Raw genomic sequence first — 19,202 nt, forward strand, 5'->3', positions numbered from 1 at the left:
GGGGCTGGCCCTTCGCTGGTTGAACGGTCACCATGGCGCCGTGCGAACGGGGAACACCGGGTGGCCCTACCTCCTGAAGCGGGTGGCCGGCCACCACGTGCGGGACCGGGTGCGCGAGCGGTGGGAGCGGGCCGGCGGTCGGCGCGTCGAGCACCCGTCGACGACCACCGCCGAGCTCGCCGCCGAGGGCGCCGCCCGGCGGCTCGTCCTGCACCGGGCCACCGTGGCGCCCCTGCACCGCCCCGCGGACGTCCCGGGCGCCGTCTGGCGGCAGTGGCGGGCGACGCACACCGGGCACGTCGCCGAGCAGGTCGTCCTCGACCTCGCCGGCGCCACCGTCGTCAGCGGCTTCGGCTGGGTCTTCGCCTCCGGCCGCCTCGTCGCGGACCTGTGGCAGGAGCGGGAGCACTCCGCCGCGCGCATGGCGGCGCACGTGCGCCCGACCGGTCCCGCGGTGCACCTGACGGGGACCACCGCCTCCCTCCTGGCGCCGTGGGTGCGCAACTACTACCACTGGACGGTGCAGGGGGTGCCGCGCGTGAGCATGCTCGCCGCCGCGGTCGACCTGTCGCTGGTGGACCACTGGCTCGTCCCGCGGCTCGACCGCGGCTACCTCGGCGAGTGGCTCGACCACCTGGGCGTCCCGCGCGAGGCCCGCGTCGAGGTCTCCGGCGCCGAGAGCCGCGTCACCACCGAGCGGCTGCTCGTCAGCTCCGTGCCGTCGGCGGGCTACGACGTCCCGCGCTGGGTCGTGCGCGACGTGCGCGAGCGGGCGCGGTCGCTGCGGCGCGCGGACGGCCCCGAGCTGCTGTTCGTCGACCGGCCCGACACCGGCCGGCGACGGCTGCTCAACCGCGAGGAGGTGCTGCACGCGGTGCGCCGCCGCGGGTTCACCGTCGTCGACCTCGACGAGGCGCACCTGGCCGACGAGGTCGCCCTGTTCTCCTGCGCCCGCGTCGTCGTCGGCGTCCACGGCGCCGGCCTCACCAACGCCGTCCACTGCCCGCCCGGCTCCCACCTGGTGGAGATCGCACCGGGGGGCCTGACGTACCCCACGTTCCACAAGCTGGCGGCGGTCGCCGGCCTGCACCACCACGTCCTGCGCGGCACCGAGCCGGCCCTGCCGCCCCCGCTGGCCTTCCTCGACAACGAGGCCGACGTGATCGCCGACCTCCCCGCGCTCGAGCGGCTGCTGGACCGGCTGGTCCCCGCGCGCACCCGGGTCGACCGGGCGGGGGGAGCCGTGCTGTGAGGTTCCCCCGAGCGGGGGGGCACGGGGCACGCCGGGCGCCCGCCCCGCGTTGCACCGGCCGTGGGAGAGCAGCAGCTGGAGCAGCCCGGCGGGGTCCTCGCCGTCGTCAACGCCGCCGCGGGGACCGCGTGCGCACCCGCGGTCGAGGCCGCCGTCGGGGAGATGGGCCGTGCCGCCGACGTCGAGCTGCGCCACACGCGCGACCTCGACGACCTGCGGGCGGCGCTGCTGAGCGCGCAGGGCCGCCGCCTCGTGCTGCTCGGCGGGGACGGCAGCCTGCACGCCGCCCTGCAGCTGCTGTGGGACGCCGGCGCCACCCGCGAGGTCGGCCCCCTCGGCGTGGTGCCCCTCGGCACCGGCAACGACCTCGCCCGCTCCCTGCACCTGCCGCTGGACCCGGTGGCCGCCGCCCACGTGGCCGTGCACGGCCGCCCGCGCGACCTGGAGCTGCTCGTCGACAGCGGCGGGCGCATCACCGTCAACACCGTGCACGCCGGCATCGGCGCCTCGGCCACCGAGAAGGCCCACCGGCTCAAGCGGCGCCTGGGAGCCGGCGCCTACCCGGTCGGGGCCGTGTGGGCGGGCATCAGCGCCGGCCGGGGCTTCCGGCTGCGCGTGGAGGTGGACGGCGAGGTCGTCACCGCCGGGGACCGGCCGGTGCTCGTCGTCGGCATCGGCATCGGCGGCACCATCGGCGGCGGCGCCCCGCTGGTACCGGGTGCCGACCCCCACGACGGCGTCGCCGACGTCGTCGTCTCCACCTCCACCGGCCCGCTGGCCCGCATCGGCTTCGCCGCCGGGCTGCGCCGCGGCGTGCACGTGCAGCGCCAGGACGTCGTCACCACCACCGGCAAGGTCGTCGAGATCGCGGCCCTGGAGGGCACCTTCCGGCTCAACTCGGACGGGGAGGTCAGCGACCCGCAGCGCTACGAGCGCTTCGAGATGCTGCCGGACGTGTGGCGGGTCGTCTGCCCCTGAGCGCCGCGCCCCTCGCTCACCCGCCCACCGCGCCCGCGCGCGCGTCCAGCAGCTCCAGGTGGCCGCGCACCGCGTCGGCCAGCGCGTCGGCGCGCGCCACCGGTGAGCCCGGGGACCAGCGGTGGGCGTCGTGGTCGGCGCTGGTGCGGCGCACCGCGGCCAGGCTCGCGGCCAGCTCCCGCTCCAGCCGCTGCGCCAGCTCGCCCGGCGCGGGGGGCGGCGGGCGCAGGGCCTCGCCCTGCCCGGCGCGCACGGCCGCCAGCACGGCCTCGTCCGGCCCGTCGTCCACGCTCCAGAACCGCACCGGCCGCACGACGGCGTGGTTCCACACCGGCTGCCCCGCGGGGCGGAAGACCAGCCGCACCGGCCGCCTGGCCAGGCCCGAGGCGGCCAGCCACTGCCCGGCGCCGGGCGGTGCGGTGCCCCAGGCGCAGTCCTCGGCCGCCGCGTCGCACACCAGCGCCGCGCCCACCCCGCCGACGTCGGGCACCTCGTCCGCGCCCGGGCCCAGCAGCGGCCCCCACAGCCACGCCTCCGACACCCGCAGCCGCACGATGCCCGGCGGCTGGGCCGCCACGTGCGCGCAGCGCTCCGCCACCTGCTCCGCGGTCCGCACCGCCGTCGCCCACCTCACCGGGTCAGTCTCGCGGGCCCGTCGGCGCCCGCGCCGCTGGGGCGGTGCGCCGGTCGCCGCACGGGTGTCGGCCCTCGTCGCGCCGGGGCCTTAAGGTGCCCCGGTGGACGCGACCGAGCTGAGGGCCCTGCAGAAGCCGCTGAAGGACAAGTACCGCGAGGACCCCGCCGCCGCGGCCGTGCCGGCGCGGGCCGTGGCCGTGCTGGACGGGCAGTCCATCGGCGTCTCCGTCGACGGCTTCGCCGGCACCACCCGCGCCGGGCTGCACCCGGCCGCCGGCGGCGACGGCACCGAAGCGTGCTCCGCCGACATGCTCTGCGAGGCGGTGGCGGCCTGCGCCGGCGTGACGCTGCGCAGCGTGGCCACCGCGATGGGCGTGCAGCTGCGCGGCGCCAGCGTGACCGCCGAGGCCACCTGGGACGCCCGCGGCACCCTCGGGGTGGACCGCTCGGTGCCCGTCGGGATCACCGACGTCACCATCACCTTCGACTTCACCTCCGACGCCGACGAGGCCACCGAGGCGAAGATGATCTCCCTCGCCGAGCGCTACTGCGTCATCGCCCAGACGCTGCGGGTGCCGCCGACGGTCACCGTCCGCCGCGCCTGAGCGCGCCGCGCCCGGCCCTGCGCCGGGGCCGGGCGCGCCGGCCTCACGCGCCGAACGCGAACGTCGTGGCCGTGGTGAACTCCTCACCCGGGCGCAGCACGGCCTCGCCCAGCCCGCCGCCGGTGAACCCCGGCCGGTTGACCGCGTCCGGCAGCAGCTGCGTCTCCAGGCACAGCGCGTCGCCCTGGCGCACCGGGCGGCCCTCGCGGGTGCGCCACGCGCCGTCGAGGAAGTTGCCGGTGTACAGCTGCACGCCCGGCGCGTCGGTGCGCACCCGCAGGCGGCGGCCGCTGCGCGGCCCGGTCAGCTCCGCCACGTCGCGCTCGCCGGTGCCCGCCCCGTCCAGCACCAGGCAGTGGTCGTAGCCCAGCGCGCGCAGCAGCTGCTCGTCGGGCTCGCGCAGCCGCTCGCCCAGGCGGGTGGGGGAGCGGAAGTCGAACGGCGTCCCCTCCACCTCGCGCAGCTCGCCGGTGGGGATCAGCCGCTCGTCCACCGGCACGTACCGGGAGGCCGCCAGCCGCAGCACGTGCTCCTCCACGGTGCCGGGGCCGTCGAGGTTCAGGTAGGCGTGGTTGGTGAGGTTCACCGGCGTCGGCGCGGTCGTCGTGGCCCGGTAGTCCACGCGCAGCCGCACCTCGCCGTCGCCCTCCGCCAGGGTGTACGTGACCTGCGCCGTCAGCTCACCGGGGAAGCCCATGTCGCCGTCGGGGCTGACCAGCACCAGCCGCACCGCCGGTCCCTCGCCGCCGGTGACCTCCTGCGCCGCCCACACGCGCTGGTCGAAGCCCTCCGCGCCGCCGTGCAGGGCGTTCGGGCCGTCGTTGACCGGCACCCGGTGCTCGACGCCGTCGACGCTGAAGCGCCCGTCGCCGATCCGGTTGGCGACGCGGCCGACGACCGCGCCGGGGTAGCCCTCGGCCGCCTCGTAGGAGGCGACGTCCGGCAGGGCCACCACGACGTCGCCGAGCGTGCCGGCGGCGTCGGGCACCACGACGCGGTGCAGCGCCGCGCCCCGGGTCAGGACGTGCGCGCTCGCCCCGGAGGGCAGGCGCAGCTCCCAGCGCTCGACGGGCTCGCCGCGGCGGGTGCGGCCGAAGGGGGAGCGGGTGACGGTGCCGGTGGCGCTCATGGGCCGCATCGTGCCGTGCCCGCGGGCCGGTCCGGCCACCGGGGCGCGGGGTGCCGGGCTCGTGGGTCCGGCTACGGGTCCAGGCGCCAGTCGATCCCCTCACCGCCGGCCTCGCGCAGCAGCGCGTCGACGCGGCTGAAGGGGCGCGAGCCGAAGAACCCGCGCCGGGCCGACAGCGGGCTGGGGTGCACGCCCGCCACGACGGGCACGTCGCCCAGCAGGGGCGTCACCGACTGCGCGTCGCGCCCCCACAGCAGCGCCACCAGCGGCCCGCCGCGCTCGGCGAGGGCGCGCACCGCGGCGTCGGTGACCGCCTGCCAGCCCAGGCGCCGGTGCGAGCCCGCGTCCCCGGCCCGCACGGTCAGCGCCCGGTTCAGCAGCAGCACGCCCGAGCGGGTCCACGCCGTCAGGTCGCCGTGCTCGGGCGGCTGCACGCCGGTGTCCTCGTGCAGCTCGCGGTAGACGTTCACCAGGCTGCGCGGCAGGGGCCGCACGTGCGGCTCGACGGCGAACGCCAGGCCGATCGGGTGCCCGGGGGTGGGGTAGGGGTCCTGCCCGACGAGGAGCACCCGCACGTCGGCGAAGGGCTGGCGGAAGGCGCGCAGCACGTCGCCCGCCTCCGGCAGCCAGGGTGCGGGCTCCTCGGCCAGGCGCTGCGAGAGGGCCGACAGCTGCGGGCGCACCGGTGCCAGCGCGCGCGCCCAGCCGGCCTCGAGGTCGTCGACGCCCAGACCGGCCGGGTCGGGCAACGGCTCGTCGGCGGGCTCGGTCGCGGCTGGCTCCTCGGGCACCCGCCGGACGCTAGCGCGCGCCGCCGCGCCCCGCGCGCCGCGAGGGGCCGGTGTCGGAGGCGCCTCCTACAGTGGGTGGCGTCGTGAGAGAGGGGCAGGTCGTGGACGGGTCGCAGGTGCAGGTCGGCGCGACGGCGCGCGAGGAGGGCGCCGGGCAGCCCGGGACCGGCGGCGGGCTCAGCCGCCGCGACGCCGAGGTCCTCGCGTTCGAGCGGCGCTGGTGGAAGTACGCCGGCGCCAAGGAGCAGGCGGTGCGCGAGCTGTTCGACCTGACGCCCACGCGCTACTACCAGGTGCTCAACGCCCTCATCGACACCCCCGAGGCGCTCGAGCACGACCCCATGCTGGTCAAGCGGCTGCGGCGGATGCGCTCCAGCCGCCAGCGCGCGCGCTCCGCGCGCCGCCTGGGCGCGCAGCCCTGAGCCGCGGGGAGCAGCGCCGCCCGCGCCAGCTGGCGGCGCGCCGGGGTGCGCACCGCACCCGTCGCGGTCCGGCCGGGCTGCTGCTGGTGGTGCTTGCCTGGGTGCTGGTGGCGGCGGTGGTGGTGGGCGGGGCCGTGGTGGCGGTGCGCCGCCTGCTCGACGGGCTGCTGGGCGGGGTGAGCGGGCTGCTGTGAGCCGCCCCGCGCGTCACGTCGATCAGGGTGGGTGAACCCTGCCCCGACCGCCCCTGCGCGCACTACCCTGAGCAGCGGTCGATCAGTTCGATGAGCACGTCCTCTCCGGGGCCGGCACGTCGGGCGTCGCCCACGGCCTCACCGCCGCGGGCAGCGTGAGACCCGTCCCCGGGCGATGCCGGGGGCGTCCCGCTCGCTGCACCACCAGGAGAAGGCAATGGCTCAGGGCACCGTGAAGTGGTTCAACGCCGAGAAGGGGTACGGCTTCATCACCGTCGACGACGGTGGCGCCGACGTCTTCGTGCACTACTCGTCGATCGCCGCCGACGGCTACCGCTCCCTCGAGGAGGGGCAGCGCGTCGAGTTCGAGATCGGGCAGGGCCAGAAGGGCCCGCAGGCCGAGGACGTCCGCGCGATCTGACCCTTCCCGCGCCGGTGACCTCCCCGCGGGGCGGTCGCCGGCGCTCAGGCGGTGGGGGCCGGGACCGCGGACACCTCGAACTCGAGCAGGACGGTCTCGGACAGGAGCACCCCGCCGGTCTCCAGGGGGGCGTTCCAGACCACGCCCCAGTCGCGGCGGTCGATCCTCGTGGAGCCCTCGAAGCCCACGCGCGTGGTGCCGAAGTGGTCCTTGGCGGCGCCGGTGTGCTCGAAGTCGATGGTGACGGGGCGGGTCCTGCCCTTGATGGTCAGGTCCCCGGTAACGCGGTAGTCGCTGTCGCCCAGCGGCTGCACGTGCGTGGAGCGGAAGCCGATGTGCGGGTGCGCGGGGGCGTCGAAGAAGTCGTTGGTGCGCAGGTGCTCGTCGCGGTGCGGCTCGCGGGTGTCGATGCTCGCCACCTCGATGAGGACCTGCGCGCTCGAGGCCTCCGGCCGGGCGAAGTCCAGGTGGGCGCGGCCCTCGAAGCGGGTGAACTGCCCGCGCACCTTGGTGACCATGGCGTGCCGGGCGACGAAGCCGATGCGGCTGTGGGTGGGGTCCAGCACGTACTCGCCCGACAGGTCGTCGGCGCGGCGCGTCTTCAGCGCCTGGATCCGCAGCGGCAGCTCGGACACGTCTCTCCTCATCCGGGGGCCGGCCCTCGGGTGGGCCGGGGTGGTCCTTCGACGGTCCCACCGGTTCGCCGGGGACACCAGACGCCGTCCGGGTGAGCTCGCGCCGGTGCGGCGCGGGGGCCCGGGGCGTGCCGGGGGGTTTGCACTCGGAGGGGGAGAGTGCCAACATTGGCGCTGGCACTCTCGAGTCGAGAGTGACAGCACCAGCAGCACCTCGACCCGGGAGCGAAAGCTCCGGGCCGGACCGGTGAGGCCGGTCGCGCGGGGGACGTGACCCCGTCGCCGCCGGTCGTCCGTCGCGGGCACCGCTCCGGCCACCCACCGCCCGTCTTCTGGGAGGAACACCAGGCATGAGCAAGATCATCGCCTTCGACGAAGAGGCCCGTCGCGGTCTCGAGCGCGGGATGAACCAGCTCGCCGACGCTGTCAAGGTGACGCTCGGCCCCAAGGGCCGCAACGTCGTCCTGGAGAAGAAGTGGGGCGCCCCCACGATCACCAACGACGGTGTGAGCATCGCCAAGGAGATCGAGCTCGAGGACCCCTACGAGAAGATCGGGGCCGAGCTCGTCAAGGAGGTCGCGAAGAAGACGGACGACGTCGCCGGTGACGGCACGACGACCGCGACCGTCCTGGCCCAGGCGCTCGTGCGCGAGGGCCTGCGCAACGTGGCCGCGGGTGCGAACCCGATGGGCCTCAAGCGCGGCATCGAGAAGGCCGTCGAGGCCGTGACCGAGCAGCTCGTGGCCGCCGCCAAGGAGGTCACCACCAAGGAGCAGATCGCCGCGACCGCCGGCATCTCCGCCGGTGACGCCTCCATCGGCGAGCTCATCGCCGAGGCCCTCGACAAGGTGGGCAAGGAAGGCGTCATCACCGTCGAGGAGAGCAACACCTTCGGCCTGGAGCTCGAGCTCACCGAGGGCATGCGCTTCGACAAGGGCTACATCTCGCCCTACTTCGTCACCGACGCGGAGCGTCAGGAGACGGAGCTCGAGGACCCGTACATCCTCATCCTGAACTCCAAGATCTCCACGGTGAAGGACCTGCTCCCGCTGCTGGAGAAGGTCATGCAGTCCGGCAAGCCGCTGGTGATCGTGGCCGAGGACGTCGAGGGCGAGGCCCTGGCGACCCTGGTCGTCAACAAGATCCGCGGCACCTTCAAGTCGGTCGCCGTCAAGGCCCCCGGCTTCGGCGACCGCCGCAAGGCCATGCTGGGCGACATCGCCATCCTCACCGGTGGCCAGGTCATCTCCGAGGAGGTCGGCCTCAAGCTCGACACCGCGGACCTCGACCTGCTGGGCCGCGCCCGCAAGGTCGTCGTCACCAAGGACGAGACCACGATCGTCGAGGGTGCCGGCGACGCCGACGCCATCGCCGGCCGCGTGGGCCAGATCCGCGCCGAGATCGAGCGCAGCGACTCCGACTACGACCGCGAGAAGCTCCAGGAGCGTCTCGCCAAGCTGGCCGGCGGCGTGGCCGTCATCAAGGCCGGCGCGGCGACCGAGGTCGAGCTCAAGGAGCGCAAGCACCGCATCGAGGACGCCGTGCGCAACGCGAAGGCGGCCGTCGAGGAGGGCATCGTCGCCGGTGGTGGCGTGGCCCTCATCCAGGCCGGCGTGCTGGCCTTCGACAAGCTCGAGCTGGCCGGGGACGAGGCGACCGGCGCGAACATCGTCAAGGTCGCCATCCAGGCCCCGCTGAAGCAGATCGCCGTCAACGCCGGCCTCGAGGGCGGCGTCGTGGCGGAGAAGGTCAGCAACCTGCCCACCGGTCACGGCCTGAACGCCGCCACCGGCGAGTACGTGGACCTGCTCGAGGCGGGCATCAACGACCCGGTCAAGGTGACGCGCTCCGCGCTGCAGAACGCCGCCTCCATCGCGGGCCTGTTCCTGACCACCGAGGCCGTCATCGCCGACAAGCCGGAGAAGGCGGCCCCGGCCGCCGCCGGCGGCGACGGCGGCATGGGCGGCATGGACTTCTGAGTCCCCCCGCACCACCAGCACCACCCGCGAGGGCGGTCCTCCACCAGGGGGGCCGCCCTCGCGGCGTTCCCGGCCGGCGCCGCTCTTGCATCGATTACCGTGCCCGCGTGAGCACCCCGACGTCGTCCGCCCCCGCCCTCGACCCCGGCTCGAACTGGGCGGGCAACCTCCGGTACACCGCCGCCCGCCTGCACGCCCCGCGCAGCGTCGAGCAGCTCCAGGAGCTCGTCGCCGGCTCGCGGCGCCTGCGGGCACTGGGCACCCGGCACTGCTTCAACGACGTCGCCGACTCCCCGGGCGACCTCGTCAGCCTGGCGGGCCTGCCGGCCGGCGTGGAGGTCGACGGCGAGCGCGCGGTGGTGCGGGTCGGGGCCGGCACCAGCTACGGCGTGCTCGCGCAGCGGCTGCACGAGGCCGGCTGGGCCCTGCGCACCATGGCGTCCCTGCCGCACATCAGCGTCGCCGGCGCGGTGGCCACCGCCACCCACGGCTCCGGCGACCGCACGCAGAACCTCGCCGCCGACGTGCGGGCGCTGGAGGTCGTCGGCGCCGACGGCGGGCTGCGGCGCGTCGAGCGCGGCGAGGAGGAGTTCGCCGGGAGCGTCGTGGCCGTCGGTGCGCTCGGCGTCGTCACGGCCCTCGAGCTGGACGTGGTGCCCGCGTACGAGGTGCGCCAGGACGTCTACTCCGGGCTGTCGTTCGCCGCGTTCACGGAGAACTTCGACGCCGTCACCTCCGCCGCGTACAGCGTCAGCGTCTACACCACGTGGGTCGGCGAGGACACCGCCCAGGTGTGGCTGAAGACGCGACTGGCGGACTCCGCCGACGCTCCCGCGGAGCTGTTCGGCGCCCGGCCCGCCGGCGAACCGCTGCACCCGCTGCCGGAGGTGGACGTGCTCAACGCCACCGAGCAGCTCGGCGTCCCCGGTCCCTGGCACGAGCGCCTGCCGCACTTCCGGTTCAGCTTCCAGCCCAGCAACGGCGAGGAGCTGCAGGCGGAGTACCTCGTGGAGCGCGCGCACGCCCTCGCCGCGATCGAGGCGCTGCGCGGCCTGGGACCGTCGATCGCCCCGCTGCTGCACATGTGCGAGGTGCGCACCGTGGCCGCCGACGACCTGTGGCTGTCCTCGTCGTACGAGCGCGACGCGGTGGCGTTCCACTTCACCTTCAAGCAGCGCCAGAGCGAGGTCCTCGCGGCCCTGGCCCGGATCGAGGCGGAGCTGCTGCCCCTGGGGGCGCGCCCGCACTGGGGCAAGCTGTTCGCCGCCGGCGCCGACGCGCTGGCCGGGCTCTACCCGCGCTTCGCCGACGCCCGCGCGCTCGTCGCCCGCCGCGACCCGGACGGCACGTTCGCCAACGCGTTCACCGACCGGATCGGGCTGACCGGCTGAGGCCGCGGCCCGGTCCGGCGCCGGCTCGCCCTCAGCCCGGGCCGACGGGCGGGCGGGCCGGGTCGGCCACGGCGATCTCCGCCGCCGCGAACCGGTCCTCCAGCGCCCCCAGACCGTGCTCGTCGAGGAACACCCGCTCCGCCTCGTGGATCGGCACCGCCTGCAGCCAGCGCACCTGCACCGCCTCGTCGAGCCGGTAGCGCGCCAGCCGGGGGAACAGGCCCGGTGCGGTGAGCAGCAGGTGCTCGGCGCCCGGGCCGAACAGCTCCCCGGCGACGCCGGGGAACACGGTGCCCGCCTGCACCGGCCACCCCTCGGCGGCCGCGGTGAACGCCGAGGCGACCAGCAGCGCGGCGGCGTCGTCGGCCTCCACGCCCGCCAGCACCGTCACCAGCTCGACCCGCTCGTCGTGGCGGTCGGCGCCGGAACCGACGAGGTTCACCCAGCGGTGCATCGACAGCGTGGAGACCGACACGTGCCCCGGGCGCGGGGCCTCGCGGACCGTCAGCACGTCCAGCCCGCGCCGGCCGGTGCTGTCGGAGAACTCGGAGAACTCCGGGGACGCGCCCCGGCCCAGCTGCGCCGCCGCGAACCGCGCCATGCGCACCTCCGCGTCCGAGGGCTCGGCGTGCTCCGCCCTCACCGCGCCACCCCCGTCCCCACCGGGCGGGCGGACTCCACGGCCAGGCCCGTGACGGGGTCGGCCAGCGCCGCCAGCGGCGCGTGCAGCCCCTCGTCGATCCACTCACCGCTGCCGCCCAGGGCGTCGAGCACGAACCGCGGGTGCGCCGTCAACCGCTCCGCCAGGCGGAACCCCGCACCGCGCGTGGTGGCCGCCAGGTCGTCCAGCTGCGGCCAGGGCCGTTCGGGGTTCACGTGGTCCGGGGTGAGCGGGGAGACCCCGCCCCAGTCGTCCACGCCCGCGGCCAGCAGCTGCTCGCGCTGGCCGGGGTCCGACAGGTTCGGCGGGGCCTGCAGCGAGACCCCCGGCCCCAGCAGCAACCGCGCGACCGCGATCGACGCCAGGTACTCCTCGTGGTCCAGGTCGTCGGCGCCGCGCATCGCGGTGTCGTCCTTCGCGCGGAAGTTCTGCACGATCACCTCCTGCACGCCGCCGTGCTCGGCGGCGACGTCCCGGATCGCCAGCAGCGAGTCGACCCGCTCGGCGGCGTCCTCGCCGATGCCCACGAGGATCCCCGTGGTGAACGGCACCCGGGCCCGGCCGGCGTCGTGCAGGACGCGCAGGCGCAGCGCCGGGTCCTTGTCCGGGGAACCGAAGTGCACCTGGCCCGGTTCGCTCCACAACCTGCTCGCGGTGGTCTCCAGCATCATCCCCATCGAGGGCGCCACCGCCCGCGAGGAGCGCAGCGCGTCGAGCGTCATCACACCCGGGTTCAGGTGGGGCAGCAGGCCCGTCTCCTCCAGCACCCGGCGCGCCAGGTGCTGCACGTACTCCAGCGTCGTGGCGAAGCCCCGCTCGTCCAGCCAGCGGCGCGCCGCCGCCCAGCGGTCCTCGGGGGCGTCGCCCAGGGTGAACAGGGCCTCCTTGCACCCGGCGGCGGCGCCGGAGCGGGCGATCGCCAGCACCTCTTCCGCCTCCAGGTACGCCGCCGGCAACCGCCCCGGGACGGTGGCGAACGTGCAGTAGTGGCAGCGGTCGCGGCACAGCCGCGTCACCGGCACGAACACCTTGCGCGAGTAGGTCACCACCCCGGGCCGGCCGGCCCGCTCCATCGCCGCGTCCCGCACGGGCGCCGCCAGCGCGCACAGGGCGGCGAGGTCCGCGCCGCGCGCGTGCAGCAGCACCTCGGCGGCCGTGCGGTCGAGCTCCCCGGCGCGGGCGGCGGCCAGCGCGGCGCGCACGCGCCCCGGCTCGGGCGCGGGGGAGCGCCCGGGGGAGTGCGCCGGCGCGCGGCGGCGCGGGGCGGGCAGCGAGGTGCTGGTCACGGGGTCCTCCGCGTCTTCGGGGGCAGGGCAGGGGCGGGGGGTCACGGGGTGCAGGGCGCCGCGAGCGCGGCCCGGCCGAGCGCCGCGGCCGTGCGCGGTCCCACCCCCAGGGCGGTGGCCCGGCGCAACGCGTCCAGGGTGTCGACGTCCCGGCGCAGGCCCGGCAGGGGGCCCGTCAGCTCCCGCGCCCCGGCGGCGCGGTGGGCGGCGGCCGAACCGGTGCCGAAGCGGTGCGGCGGCGGCCCGTCCCGGTCCGCCACGAGGACGCTGCCGTCGCCGTCGGCGTCGGCCACCAGCACCGGGCCGCGGTGGCGCGCGGCCTCGGCCAGGGCAGCGCCGAGGTCCTCCGGGCGCAGGGCGGGCAGGTCGGCGACGAGCACGGCGGTGGGACCGGGCGGCAGGGCCGCCAGCCCGGCGTCCACGGCGCGGCCCAGGCCCGGACCGCCCGCGGGCACCGCCCGCGCCCCCAGCGCGCCGGCCGCCGCCCGCACCGCCCCGTCGTCGCTGACGCACAGCACCCGCCCGACCGCGGTGCAGCGCAGCACGGCGTCCAGGCAGTCCAGCGCCATCGCCGTCGCCAGGGCCAGGCGCGGCCCCGGCGGCAGGTCCAGCCGCGTCTTGGCGTCGCCGCCGCCCTTGACGGGCACGACCACCCGCCAGGTCCCGGAGTCCACCACGCGGCGAGTCTCCCCCACGGTGCGGCGCGGCGCGCCCGCGGCCCCGCGCCTACGCTGGCCCGGTGGCGACCGCACCCGACACCTCCCGGCTCGACGCCCCCGCCCGGCGGGTGGCCCGGGCCGTGGTCACCGAGGACGTCCTCGACGTCGCCGAGCACGCCGCCCTCGTGGAGGTGGCCGCCGCCGGTGCCGTGGTGACGTTCGCCGGGGTCGTGCGCGACCACGACGGCGGCCGCGGTGTGGGCGACCTGCGCTACGTGGGCCACCCCAGCGCCGGCGACGTGCTGGCCCGGGTCGTCGCGCAGGTGGCCGACGGCTCGGAGGTGGACGCGGTGGCCGTCAGCCACCGCCTGGGCGACCTCGCGGTCGGGGAGGTCGCGCTGGCCGTGGCGGTCTCCGCCGCGCACCGCGCGGAAGCGTTCACCGCCTGCGCCCGGCTGGTGGACGAGGTGAAGGCGCAGCTGCCGGTGTGGAAGCACCAGCGCTTCAGCGACGGCACCTCCGAGTGGGTCGACTGCCCCTGACCGCGGCCCCGGGGTGCCACCGGCGCCCGGCGGGTTAGCCTCGCGCCGTGCCCCCCGCCGACCTCCGCGCCGCGCTGCGCACCGCGGCCCGTGACCCCGACCGGCTGAGCGACGCGCAGGCCGAGGCGCTGCTGGGCGCCGACGGCGGCGCGCTGGAGGAGCTGTGCGCCACCGCCGACGCGCTGCGCGCCCGGCGGGCCGGGGACGAGATCACCCACGTCGTCAACCGCAACCTCGACGTCGAGCGGGTGGGGGCCGGCACCCCGGCGGCCCGCGCGCGGGTGCGGGAGCTGGCCGCCGAGGCGCAGCGGCTGGGGGCCACCGAGGTGTGCGCGCAGGGCCCCCTGCCGCCCGGTGCGCCCGCCGACGGCTACCTGGACCTGGTGCGCGACGTCGCCGCCGGCGCCCCGGGCGTCCACCTGCACGCGTTCCGGCCGCCCGAGGTCGCCGACGCCGCCGCCCGCCGCGGCAGCAGCCCGCGCGAGTTCCTCGAGGCCGCGCGCGCGGCGGGCCTGGGCTCGGTGCCCGGCACCGCCGCGCGGATCCTGGACGACGACGTGCGCGCCCGCCTGGCCGGCGGCCCGGACCTGCCGGTGGCGCGGTGGGTGGAGCTGGTCACCACCGCCCACGAGGTGGGCCTGACGTCGACGGCCACGATGGTCCACGGGCACGTGGAGAGCCCGGCCCACCAGGTGGCCCACCTGCGGCTGCTGGCCTCGATCGCCGAGCGCACCGGCGGGTTCACCGAGTTCATCCCCATGCCGTTCGTGCCGCCGCCGGGCGCGGCGCTGCCGGCGGGCTGCCGGCCCGGCCCGGACGCGCGGGAGGTGCGGGCCGTCACCGCGGTGGCGCGGCTGCTGCTGGCCGGGCGGATCGACCACGTGCAGGCGCCCTGGCCGAAGCTGGACGAGGCGCTCGTCCTGCAGCTGCTGGCCGGGGGAGCGGACGACCTCGGCGGCCTGCTGCTGGACGGTGAGCTGGACCCCTCCGCCGGGCAGGAGCGGGGGCTGACGCTGACCCGGTCCGACGTCGAGCGCCTCGCCGCGTCGCTGGGGCGCGGGGTGCGCCGCCGCACCACCCGCTACGGCGAGGTGGCCGACCCGGCGCCAGCCCCGGCGTGAGCGGGGGGCCGGTGCCGGTGGGGGGCGCCGAGGAGGTCGACGTCGTCGTGGTGGGGGCCGGGTTCGCCGGCATCGGGGCCGCGGTGCACCTGGCGCGGCGGGGCCGGGAGTCGTTCGTGGTCCTGGAGCGCGCCGGCGACGTCGGCGGGACGTGGCGGGAGAACACCTACCCGGGGGTGGCGTGCGACGTGCCCGCCCACCTGTACTCGTTCTCCTTCGCGCCGAACCCGTCGTGGTCGCGGGTGTTCGCGCCCGGCGCGGAGATCCACGCCTACCTGCGCGCCGTGGCCGCGGAGGTCGCCGACCGGGTGCGGTTGCGCACCGAGGTCCGCTCGGCGCGCTGGGACGAGACCACCGGCCGGTGGGAGGTGGGCACGAGCGCGGGCCGGTTCCGCGCCCGGGTGCTGGTGCTCGCCGCCGGCCGGCTCACCGAGCCGCGCCTGCCCGACGTGGCGGGGCTGGACTCCTTCGACGGGCCGGTGGTGCACTCCGCGCGCTGGCGCGAGGACGCCGGGTGGGACGGTGCGCGCGTCGGCGTGGTCGGCGCCGGGGCCAGCGCCGTGCAGGTCGTGCCCGAGCTGGCGCGGCGGGCCGCGAGCGTGACCGTGTTCGCGCGCAGCGCCCCGTGGGTGGTGCCGCGCGGGGACCGGCCGTACTCGCCGGACGAGCGGGCCGCCTTCGCCGCCGACCCGGACGCGGTGCGGCGGCTGCGCGAGGAGGTCTTCGCGGCGATGGAGACCGGCATCGCGGCCCGCCTGCGGGTGCCGGCGGAGCTGGCGCGGCTGCGCGAGCGCGCGCTGGCGCACCTGGCGGCGCAGGTGCCCGACCCGGCGCTGCGCGCCGCGCTCACCCCGGACTACGAGGTGGGCTGCAAGCGGGTGCTGCTCTCGGACGGGTTCTACCCGGCGCTGCAGCGGCCCGGGGTGCGCTGGGTGCCCTCGGCGCTGCACCGGCTCCAGGGCCGCACGGCCGTGGCCGCGGACGGCACCCGGGCCGAGCTGGACGCCCTGGTGCTGGCCACCGGGTTCGTCACGACCGCGCAGCCGTACGCCGAGCTCGTCACCGGCCGCACCGGCACGCTGGCGCGCGCCTGGGCGCGGGGGATGGTCTCGCACGCCTCCACGGTCGTGCACGGCTTCCCGAACATGTTCGTGCTGGACGGCCCGAACGCCACGCTGGGGCACAACTCCGCCGTGCACGTCATCGAGAGCCAGCTCGGCTACCTGGTCGGTGCGCTGGAGCACCTGGCCCGGGTGCCAGGGCCGCTGGAGGTCGGCGAGCGGGCGCAGCGGGAGTACACCCGGCGGCTGGACGAGGCCGCGGCGGGCACGGTGTGGCTGCGCGGCGGCTGCTCCAACTGGTACGTGGACCCGCGCAGCGGCCGGCTGACGCTGCTGTGGCCGGACACCGCCACGGCGTTCCGCGAGCGCAACGGCACCTTCGACCCGGCGCCGTTCGCGACCTGAGACCGGCGCGCCGCAGTGACGCGGTGACGCGGTGCGTGGTGCCGCGGTCGGGTCTCAGCCGCCGGCGAAGGGCGGCAGCACGTCGAGGACGGCGCCGGCGGGCAGGACGTCGGCGCGGTCGGCGGCCACGCCGTCGAGCAGGAAGCTGCAGGCGGCCAGCACGCGGGTCAGGTCGGCGCCGCGGGCGGCGCCCACCGCCGCGACGAGGTCGCCGACGGTCGCGCCGGCAGGCAGGGCGACGCGCTCCTCCTCCACGCCGGCCGCGGCGGCGGCCCCGGCGAAGTAGCGCACGCCGACGGTGTCGCCGGCGCCGGTGCTGGTGGGGGTGCTGCCGGCCGTCCGCTGGGTCACCGCTCAGCCTCCGATCGAGCTCATGGGGCGGGTGGGGTGCAGGAACGACGGGTCGTCGATGTCGTGGCCGGGCAGCTTGCCCCACATCGCGGCCCGCCAGGTGGCGGCGAGCTCGTCGTCGCTCGCCCCGGCGCGCATCGCGTCGCGCAGGTCGGTCTCGGTGGTGGAGAACAGGCAGGTGCGCACCTGCCCGTCGGCGGTCAGGCGGGTGCGGTCGCAGTCCCCGCAGAAGGGGCGGGTGACCGAGGCGATGACGCCGACGTCGCCGGTGCGCCCGTCGCCGTCGGTGACGTCCCAGGTCTCGGCGGGGGCGGACCCCCGGGCGGAGCCGGGACGGGGGGTCAGGTCGAAGCCGGCGCGCAGGGAGGCGAGGATCTCGTCGGCCGTCACCATGTCGCTGCGCTGCCAGGTGCCGTGCGGGTCCAGCGGCATCTGCTCGATGAACCGCAGGCGGTACCCCTCGCGCAGGGCCCAGCGCAGCAGGGGCACGGCCTCGTCGTCGTTGGTGCCGCGCAGCAGGACGGCGTTGACCTTCACGGGGGCCAGGCCGGCGTCGGCGGCCGCGCGCGCACCGGCCAGCACGTCGGCGTGGCGGTCGCGCCGGGTGATCGAGGCGAAGCGCGCGGGGTCGAGGGTGTCCAGCGAGACGTTGACGCGGTCCAGGCCGGCGGCGGCCAGGGCGCGGGCGCGCCGCGCCAGCCCGATGCCGTTGGTGGTCAGGGAGGTGCGCACGCGCTCGCCGCCGGGGGTGCGCAGCGCGGCGGTGGCGGCGACGACGTCCTCCAGGCCCCTGCGCAGCAGGGGCTCGCCGCCGGTGAAGCGGACCTCGCGCACCCCCAGCTCGCGCACGGCCAGGCCGACGAGCCGGACCACCTCGGTGTCGTCGAGCAGCGCCGGGCGCTCCAGCCAGGGCAGACCCTCGGGCGGCATGCAGTAGTGGCAGCGCAGGTTGCAGCGGTCCGTCAGCGACACGCGCAGGTCGCGGGCGGTGCGCCCGTGCCGGTCGCGCAGCGGGCCGCTGCGGAAGCGCGCGTCCGCGGTGTCGACGGGCCCCTGGCCCGCCGGGCGCACGGAGGGCAGCCCCAGGTCCACGCTCGTCACGCCCCCACCCTAGGCGGCCGTCCCGGGAGGCCGCGCGGGCTCACCCGCGCGAAAGCCCTCTGTAACACAATGGTCACGATCTGCTCCGCGGCGCGATTTCGACTCGATCGTGACTGGCTTTCGACCGATCAGAGGCGTACGGTCAAGGTGAACGAAAGATGAACGGGAGGTGCCACATGAACGACATCCAGGCCAAGAAGGTGGGAGCTTCCCGCGGCCCGAAGGCTCAGTGGGTGACGGTGCGCGACGCGAAGGGGCGCCCCCACCTCGAGATGCGGTGGAACGTGCCGAGCGCGACGTCGCGCCCGGTGCCCGTGCACCGCGCCGCCTGAGGATCACCGCCGCCGGATGATCCCCGAGGAGGGGCCGGTCCGCCACTCAGGCGTGGTGGACCGGCCCCTCCTCGCGTCCTGAACCGCGCCAGAACCGCGTCAGCCGGCGAACATGCGCGCGTTGGCCGCCTCCACGTCCGCGTACTGGCGGCCCGCCTGCGCCAGGGCCCGCTGGATCTCCTCCAGGGAGGCCCGCACCCGGTCCTGCGTGCCGCGCCACTGCGCGCTCAGCGCCTGGAACCCCGCCGCCGCCTGCCCCTTCCAGCACGACTCCAGGTCCAGCAGGTGGCGCATCATGCCGTCCACCTCGCTCGCCAGGTTCGCCGCGGAGGCGGACACGGCGGCGCTCGCCTGCTCCACGCGCGCGCTGTCGACCTCGAACCTGCTCATGGGATCCTCCATCCGCGCGGGACGTCCGCGCCGCGTGGGGGAGAGCCGTCCCTCCCCGCCGGGAGACCCGACGCTAGGCGGCCCGAGGAGCCCGGTGCCGAGGTCGTCCACAGCCGCGTCCCGATCCGCTCGCGACGGGCGCCGGTGGACACCGCGACGCGACGGGCGCCGGGGGAGGGGCCTGCTGTGAGCGTGCTCGTCGACCCGCCCCGCTACCCCGCCCACGGGCGCTGGTGGGCGCACCTGGCCAGCGACTCCTCGCTCGAGGAGCTGCACGCCTTCGCCGCAGCCCTGGGCGTGCCGCGCGGCGCCTTCGAGGGCGACCACTACGACGTGCCCGCCGAGCTCGTCGAGCGGGCCGTGGCCCGGGGGGCCGAACCCGTCGCCACCCGCGAGCTGCTGCGCCGCGTGCGCGCGTCCGGGCTGCGCACCCCCAAGCGGCGCGGCGAGAAGGTCCTCGGCACCGCCGTCGTCGCCGGCGCCCGCGTGGACGTCGTGCGCGCCGCGCGCGTGCCGGCCCCGCACGGCACCCACGGGCTGCTCGTGCTCACCGGCGCGGGGGTGCTCCTGGCGGCCGGCGGCCGGCTGCCCGCCCCGGCCGGGCCCGGCGAGCGCACCGTGCTCGGCTTCCGCCGCACCTGGCGGCGCGCCGGCGACGCCGGCACCGCCGGCAGCACCGCGGTCGTGCACGACGGCCTGCTGCTGCCCGCCGAGGGGGAGCGGCCCGCCGCCGGGGTGCGTGCCGTGCCGCTGGACGACCCCGCCGTCGCGGCCGCCTGGTGGTGGCCCCTCGCCCGGGAGCGCGCGGGGCGCTGAGCACCGGTGGCCCACCGCGGGGGGGGGGGGGGGGGGGGGGGGGG

General features: G+C 77.0%; 21 protein-coding genes and 1 pseudogene. 12 read left to right on the forward strand and 10 right to left on the reverse strand.

Annotated features, from left to right (window positions below):
• Positions 1 to 40 precede the first annotated feature (40 nt).
• Positions 41 to 1,252 (forward strand): glycosyltransferase family 61 protein, encoded by a 1,212-nt coding sequence (locus V9U69_RS00290; RefSeq protein ID WP_337059286.1) that lies wholly within the window; start codon positions 41 to 43, stop codon positions 1,250 to 1,252.
• Between the two features lie 60 nt (positions 1,253 to 1,312).
• A complete protein-coding gene (locus V9U69_RS00295) occupies positions 1,313 to 2,230 on the forward strand; it encodes a diacylglycerol/lipid kinase family protein (RefSeq protein ID WP_337059287.1) in 918 nt (305 codons plus the stop codon).
• 16 nt (positions 2,231 to 2,246) lie between these two features.
• Here V9U69_RS00295 and V9U69_RS00300 read toward each other — a convergent pair whose 3' ends face one another.
• A complete protein-coding gene (locus tag V9U69_RS00300) occupies positions 2,247 to 2,864 on the reverse strand; it encodes a DUF7711 family protein (protein ID WP_337059288.1) in 618 nt (205 codons plus the stop codon).
• Positions 2,865 to 2,967: 103 nt separating this feature from the next.
• On the opposite strand from V9U69_RS00300, the gene V9U69_RS00305 reads away from it, so the two are divergent.
• Positions 2,968 to 3,471, forward strand: coding sequence for an OsmC family protein (locus V9U69_RS00305; protein WP_337059289.1), 504 nt, complete (start codon positions 2,968 to 2,970; stop codon positions 3,469 to 3,471).
• A 43-nt stretch (positions 3,472 to 3,514) separates the two neighbouring features.
• Here V9U69_RS00305 and V9U69_RS00310 read toward each other — a convergent pair whose 3' ends face one another.
• Together V9U69_RS00310 and V9U69_RS00315 are read right to left on the reverse strand one after the other, a co-directional pair.
• Positions 3,515 to 4,600: an aldose epimerase family protein gene (locus V9U69_RS00310; protein WP_337059290.1), complete on the reverse strand. Its 1,086-nt coding sequence runs from the start codon at positions 4,598 to 4,600 to the stop codon at positions 3,515 to 3,517.
• Positions 4,601 to 4,671: 71 nt separating this feature from the next.
• Positions 4,672 to 5,349, reverse strand: a complete 678-nt coding sequence (locus V9U69_RS00315; protein ID WP_442907507.1) for a uracil-DNA glycosylase — start codon at positions 5,347 to 5,349, stop codon at positions 4,672 to 4,674.
• Positions 5,350 to 5,507: 158 nt separating this feature from the next.
• On the opposite strand from V9U69_RS00315, the gene V9U69_RS00320 reads away from it, so the two are divergent.
• Positions 5,508 to 5,813, forward strand: coding sequence for a DUF3263 domain-containing protein (locus V9U69_RS00320; RefSeq protein WP_442907508.1), 306 nt, complete (start codon positions 5,508 to 5,510; stop codon positions 5,811 to 5,813).
• A gap of 411 nt (positions 5,814 to 6,224) precedes the next feature.
• Positions 6,225 to 6,428, forward strand: coding sequence for a cold-shock protein (locus V9U69_RS00325; RefSeq protein WP_337059293.1), 204 nt, complete (start codon positions 6,225 to 6,227; stop codon positions 6,426 to 6,428).
• Positions 6,429 to 6,472: 44 nt separating this feature from the next.
• On the opposite strand, the gene V9U69_RS00330 is transcribed toward V9U69_RS00325, so the two are convergent.
• Positions 6,473 to 7,063: a YceI family protein gene (locus V9U69_RS00330; protein ID WP_337059294.1), complete on the reverse strand. Its 591-nt coding sequence runs from the start codon at positions 7,061 to 7,063 to the stop codon at positions 6,473 to 6,475.
• Positions 7,064 to 7,413: 350 nt separating this feature from the next.
• Between V9U69_RS00330 and groL the strand changes: the two genes are divergently transcribed.
• Positions 7,414 to 9,042, forward strand: a complete 1,629-nt coding sequence (gene groL, locus V9U69_RS00335; protein WP_337059295.1) for a chaperonin GroEL — start codon at positions 7,414 to 7,416, stop codon at positions 9,040 to 9,042.
• Positions 9,043 to 9,149: 107 nt separating this feature from the next.
• Positions 9,150 to 10,433, forward strand: a complete 1,284-nt coding sequence (locus V9U69_RS00340) for a D-arabinono-1,4-lactone oxidase (protein ID WP_337059296.1) — start codon at positions 9,150 to 9,152, stop codon at positions 10,431 to 10,433.
• Positions 10,434 to 10,464: 31 nt separating this feature from the next.
• Here the strand turns inward: V9U69_RS00340 and V9U69_RS00345 are convergent, their stop codons facing one another.
• The 3 genes and pseudogenes from V9U69_RS00345 to cofC form a co-directional block, all read right to left on the reverse strand.
• Positions 10,465 to 11,076: a suppressor of fused domain protein gene (locus V9U69_RS00345; RefSeq protein WP_337059297.1), complete on the reverse strand. Its 612-nt coding sequence runs from the start codon at positions 11,074 to 11,076 to the stop codon at positions 10,465 to 10,467.
• 14 nt (positions 11,077 to 11,090) lie between these two features.
• Positions 11,091 to 12,365, reverse strand: a pseudogene (gene cofG / locus V9U69_RS00350) (7,8-didemethyl-8-hydroxy-5-deazariboflavin synthase CofG); the annotation flags it as partial.
• A 56-nt stretch (positions 12,366 to 12,421) separates the two neighbouring features.
• Positions 12,422 to 13,057 carry a 2-phospho-L-lactate guanylyltransferase gene (cofC, locus tag V9U69_RS00355; RefSeq protein ID WP_337059299.1) on the reverse strand — a complete coding sequence of 212 codons (636 nt, stop codon included), beginning with the start codon at positions 13,055 to 13,057 and terminating at the stop codon, positions 12,422 to 12,424.
• Positions 13,058 to 13,119: 62 nt separating this feature from the next.
• On the opposite strand from cofC, the gene V9U69_RS00360 reads away from it, so the two are divergent.
• From V9U69_RS00360 to V9U69_RS00370, 3 genes are read left to right on the forward strand one after another with little or no spacing between them, the layout of a single operon-like run.
• Complete coding sequence (locus V9U69_RS00360) at positions 13,120 to 13,581, forward strand: molybdenum cofactor biosynthesis protein MoaE (protein ID WP_337059300.1); 462 nt, start codon at positions 13,120 to 13,122, stop codon at positions 13,579 to 13,581.
• Positions 13,582 to 13,628: 47 nt separating this feature from the next.
• Positions 13,629 to 14,702, forward strand: coding sequence for an FO synthase (locus V9U69_RS00365; RefSeq protein WP_337059301.1), 1,074 nt, complete (start codon positions 13,629 to 13,631; stop codon positions 14,700 to 14,702).
• Complete coding sequence (locus V9U69_RS00370; protein WP_337059302.1) at positions 14,699 to 16,168, forward strand: flavin-containing monooxygenase; 1,470 nt, start codon at positions 14,699 to 14,701, stop codon at positions 16,166 to 16,168. The genes V9U69_RS00365 and V9U69_RS00370 overlap by 4 nt, the downstream gene beginning before the upstream one ends.
• A gap of 54 nt (positions 16,169 to 16,222) precedes the next feature.
• On the opposite strand, the gene V9U69_RS00375 is transcribed toward V9U69_RS00370, so the two are convergent.
• Complete coding sequence (locus tag V9U69_RS00375; protein ID WP_337059303.1) at positions 16,223 to 16,519, reverse strand: MoaD/ThiS family protein; 297 nt, start codon at positions 16,517 to 16,519, stop codon at positions 16,223 to 16,225.
• Between the two features lie 3 nt (positions 16,520 to 16,522).
• Positions 16,523 to 17,590 (reverse strand): GTP 3',8-cyclase MoaA, encoded by a 1,068-nt coding sequence (moaA, locus tag V9U69_RS00380; RefSeq protein ID WP_442907509.1) that lies wholly within the window; start codon positions 17,588 to 17,590, stop codon positions 16,523 to 16,525.
• Positions 17,591 to 17,796: 206 nt separating this feature from the next.
• On the opposite strand from moaA, the gene V9U69_RS00385 reads away from it, so the two are divergent.
• The gene (locus tag V9U69_RS00385) at positions 17,797 to 17,952 is read left to right on the forward strand and encodes a hypothetical protein (RefSeq protein ID WP_337059305.1); all 156 of its coding nucleotides are present in this window, start codon (positions 17,797 to 17,799) and stop codon (positions 17,950 to 17,952) included.
• Positions 17,953 to 18,051: 99 nt separating this feature from the next.
• Here the strand turns inward: V9U69_RS00385 and V9U69_RS00390 are convergent, their stop codons facing one another.
• The gene (locus tag V9U69_RS00390) at positions 18,052 to 18,342 is read right to left on the reverse strand and encodes a WXG100 family type VII secretion target (protein ID WP_337059306.1); all 291 of its coding nucleotides are present in this window, start codon (positions 18,340 to 18,342) and stop codon (positions 18,052 to 18,054) included.
• 186 nt (positions 18,343 to 18,528) lie between these two features.
• Between V9U69_RS00390 and V9U69_RS00395 the strand changes: the two genes are divergently transcribed.
• On the forward strand, positions 18,529 to 19,158 hold the full coding sequence (locus tag V9U69_RS00395) for a DUF4031 domain-containing protein (protein WP_337059307.1): 630 nt from the start codon (positions 18,529 to 18,531) through the stop codon (positions 19,156 to 19,158).
• The last annotated feature ends 44 nt before the right edge of the window (positions 19,159 to 19,202 follow it).

Origin of the sequence: Kineococcus sp. G2, assembly GCF_037154035.1 — a bacterium.
Classification (GTDB): domain Bacteria; phylum Actinomycetota; class Actinomycetes; order Actinomycetales; family Kineococcaceae; genus Kineococcus.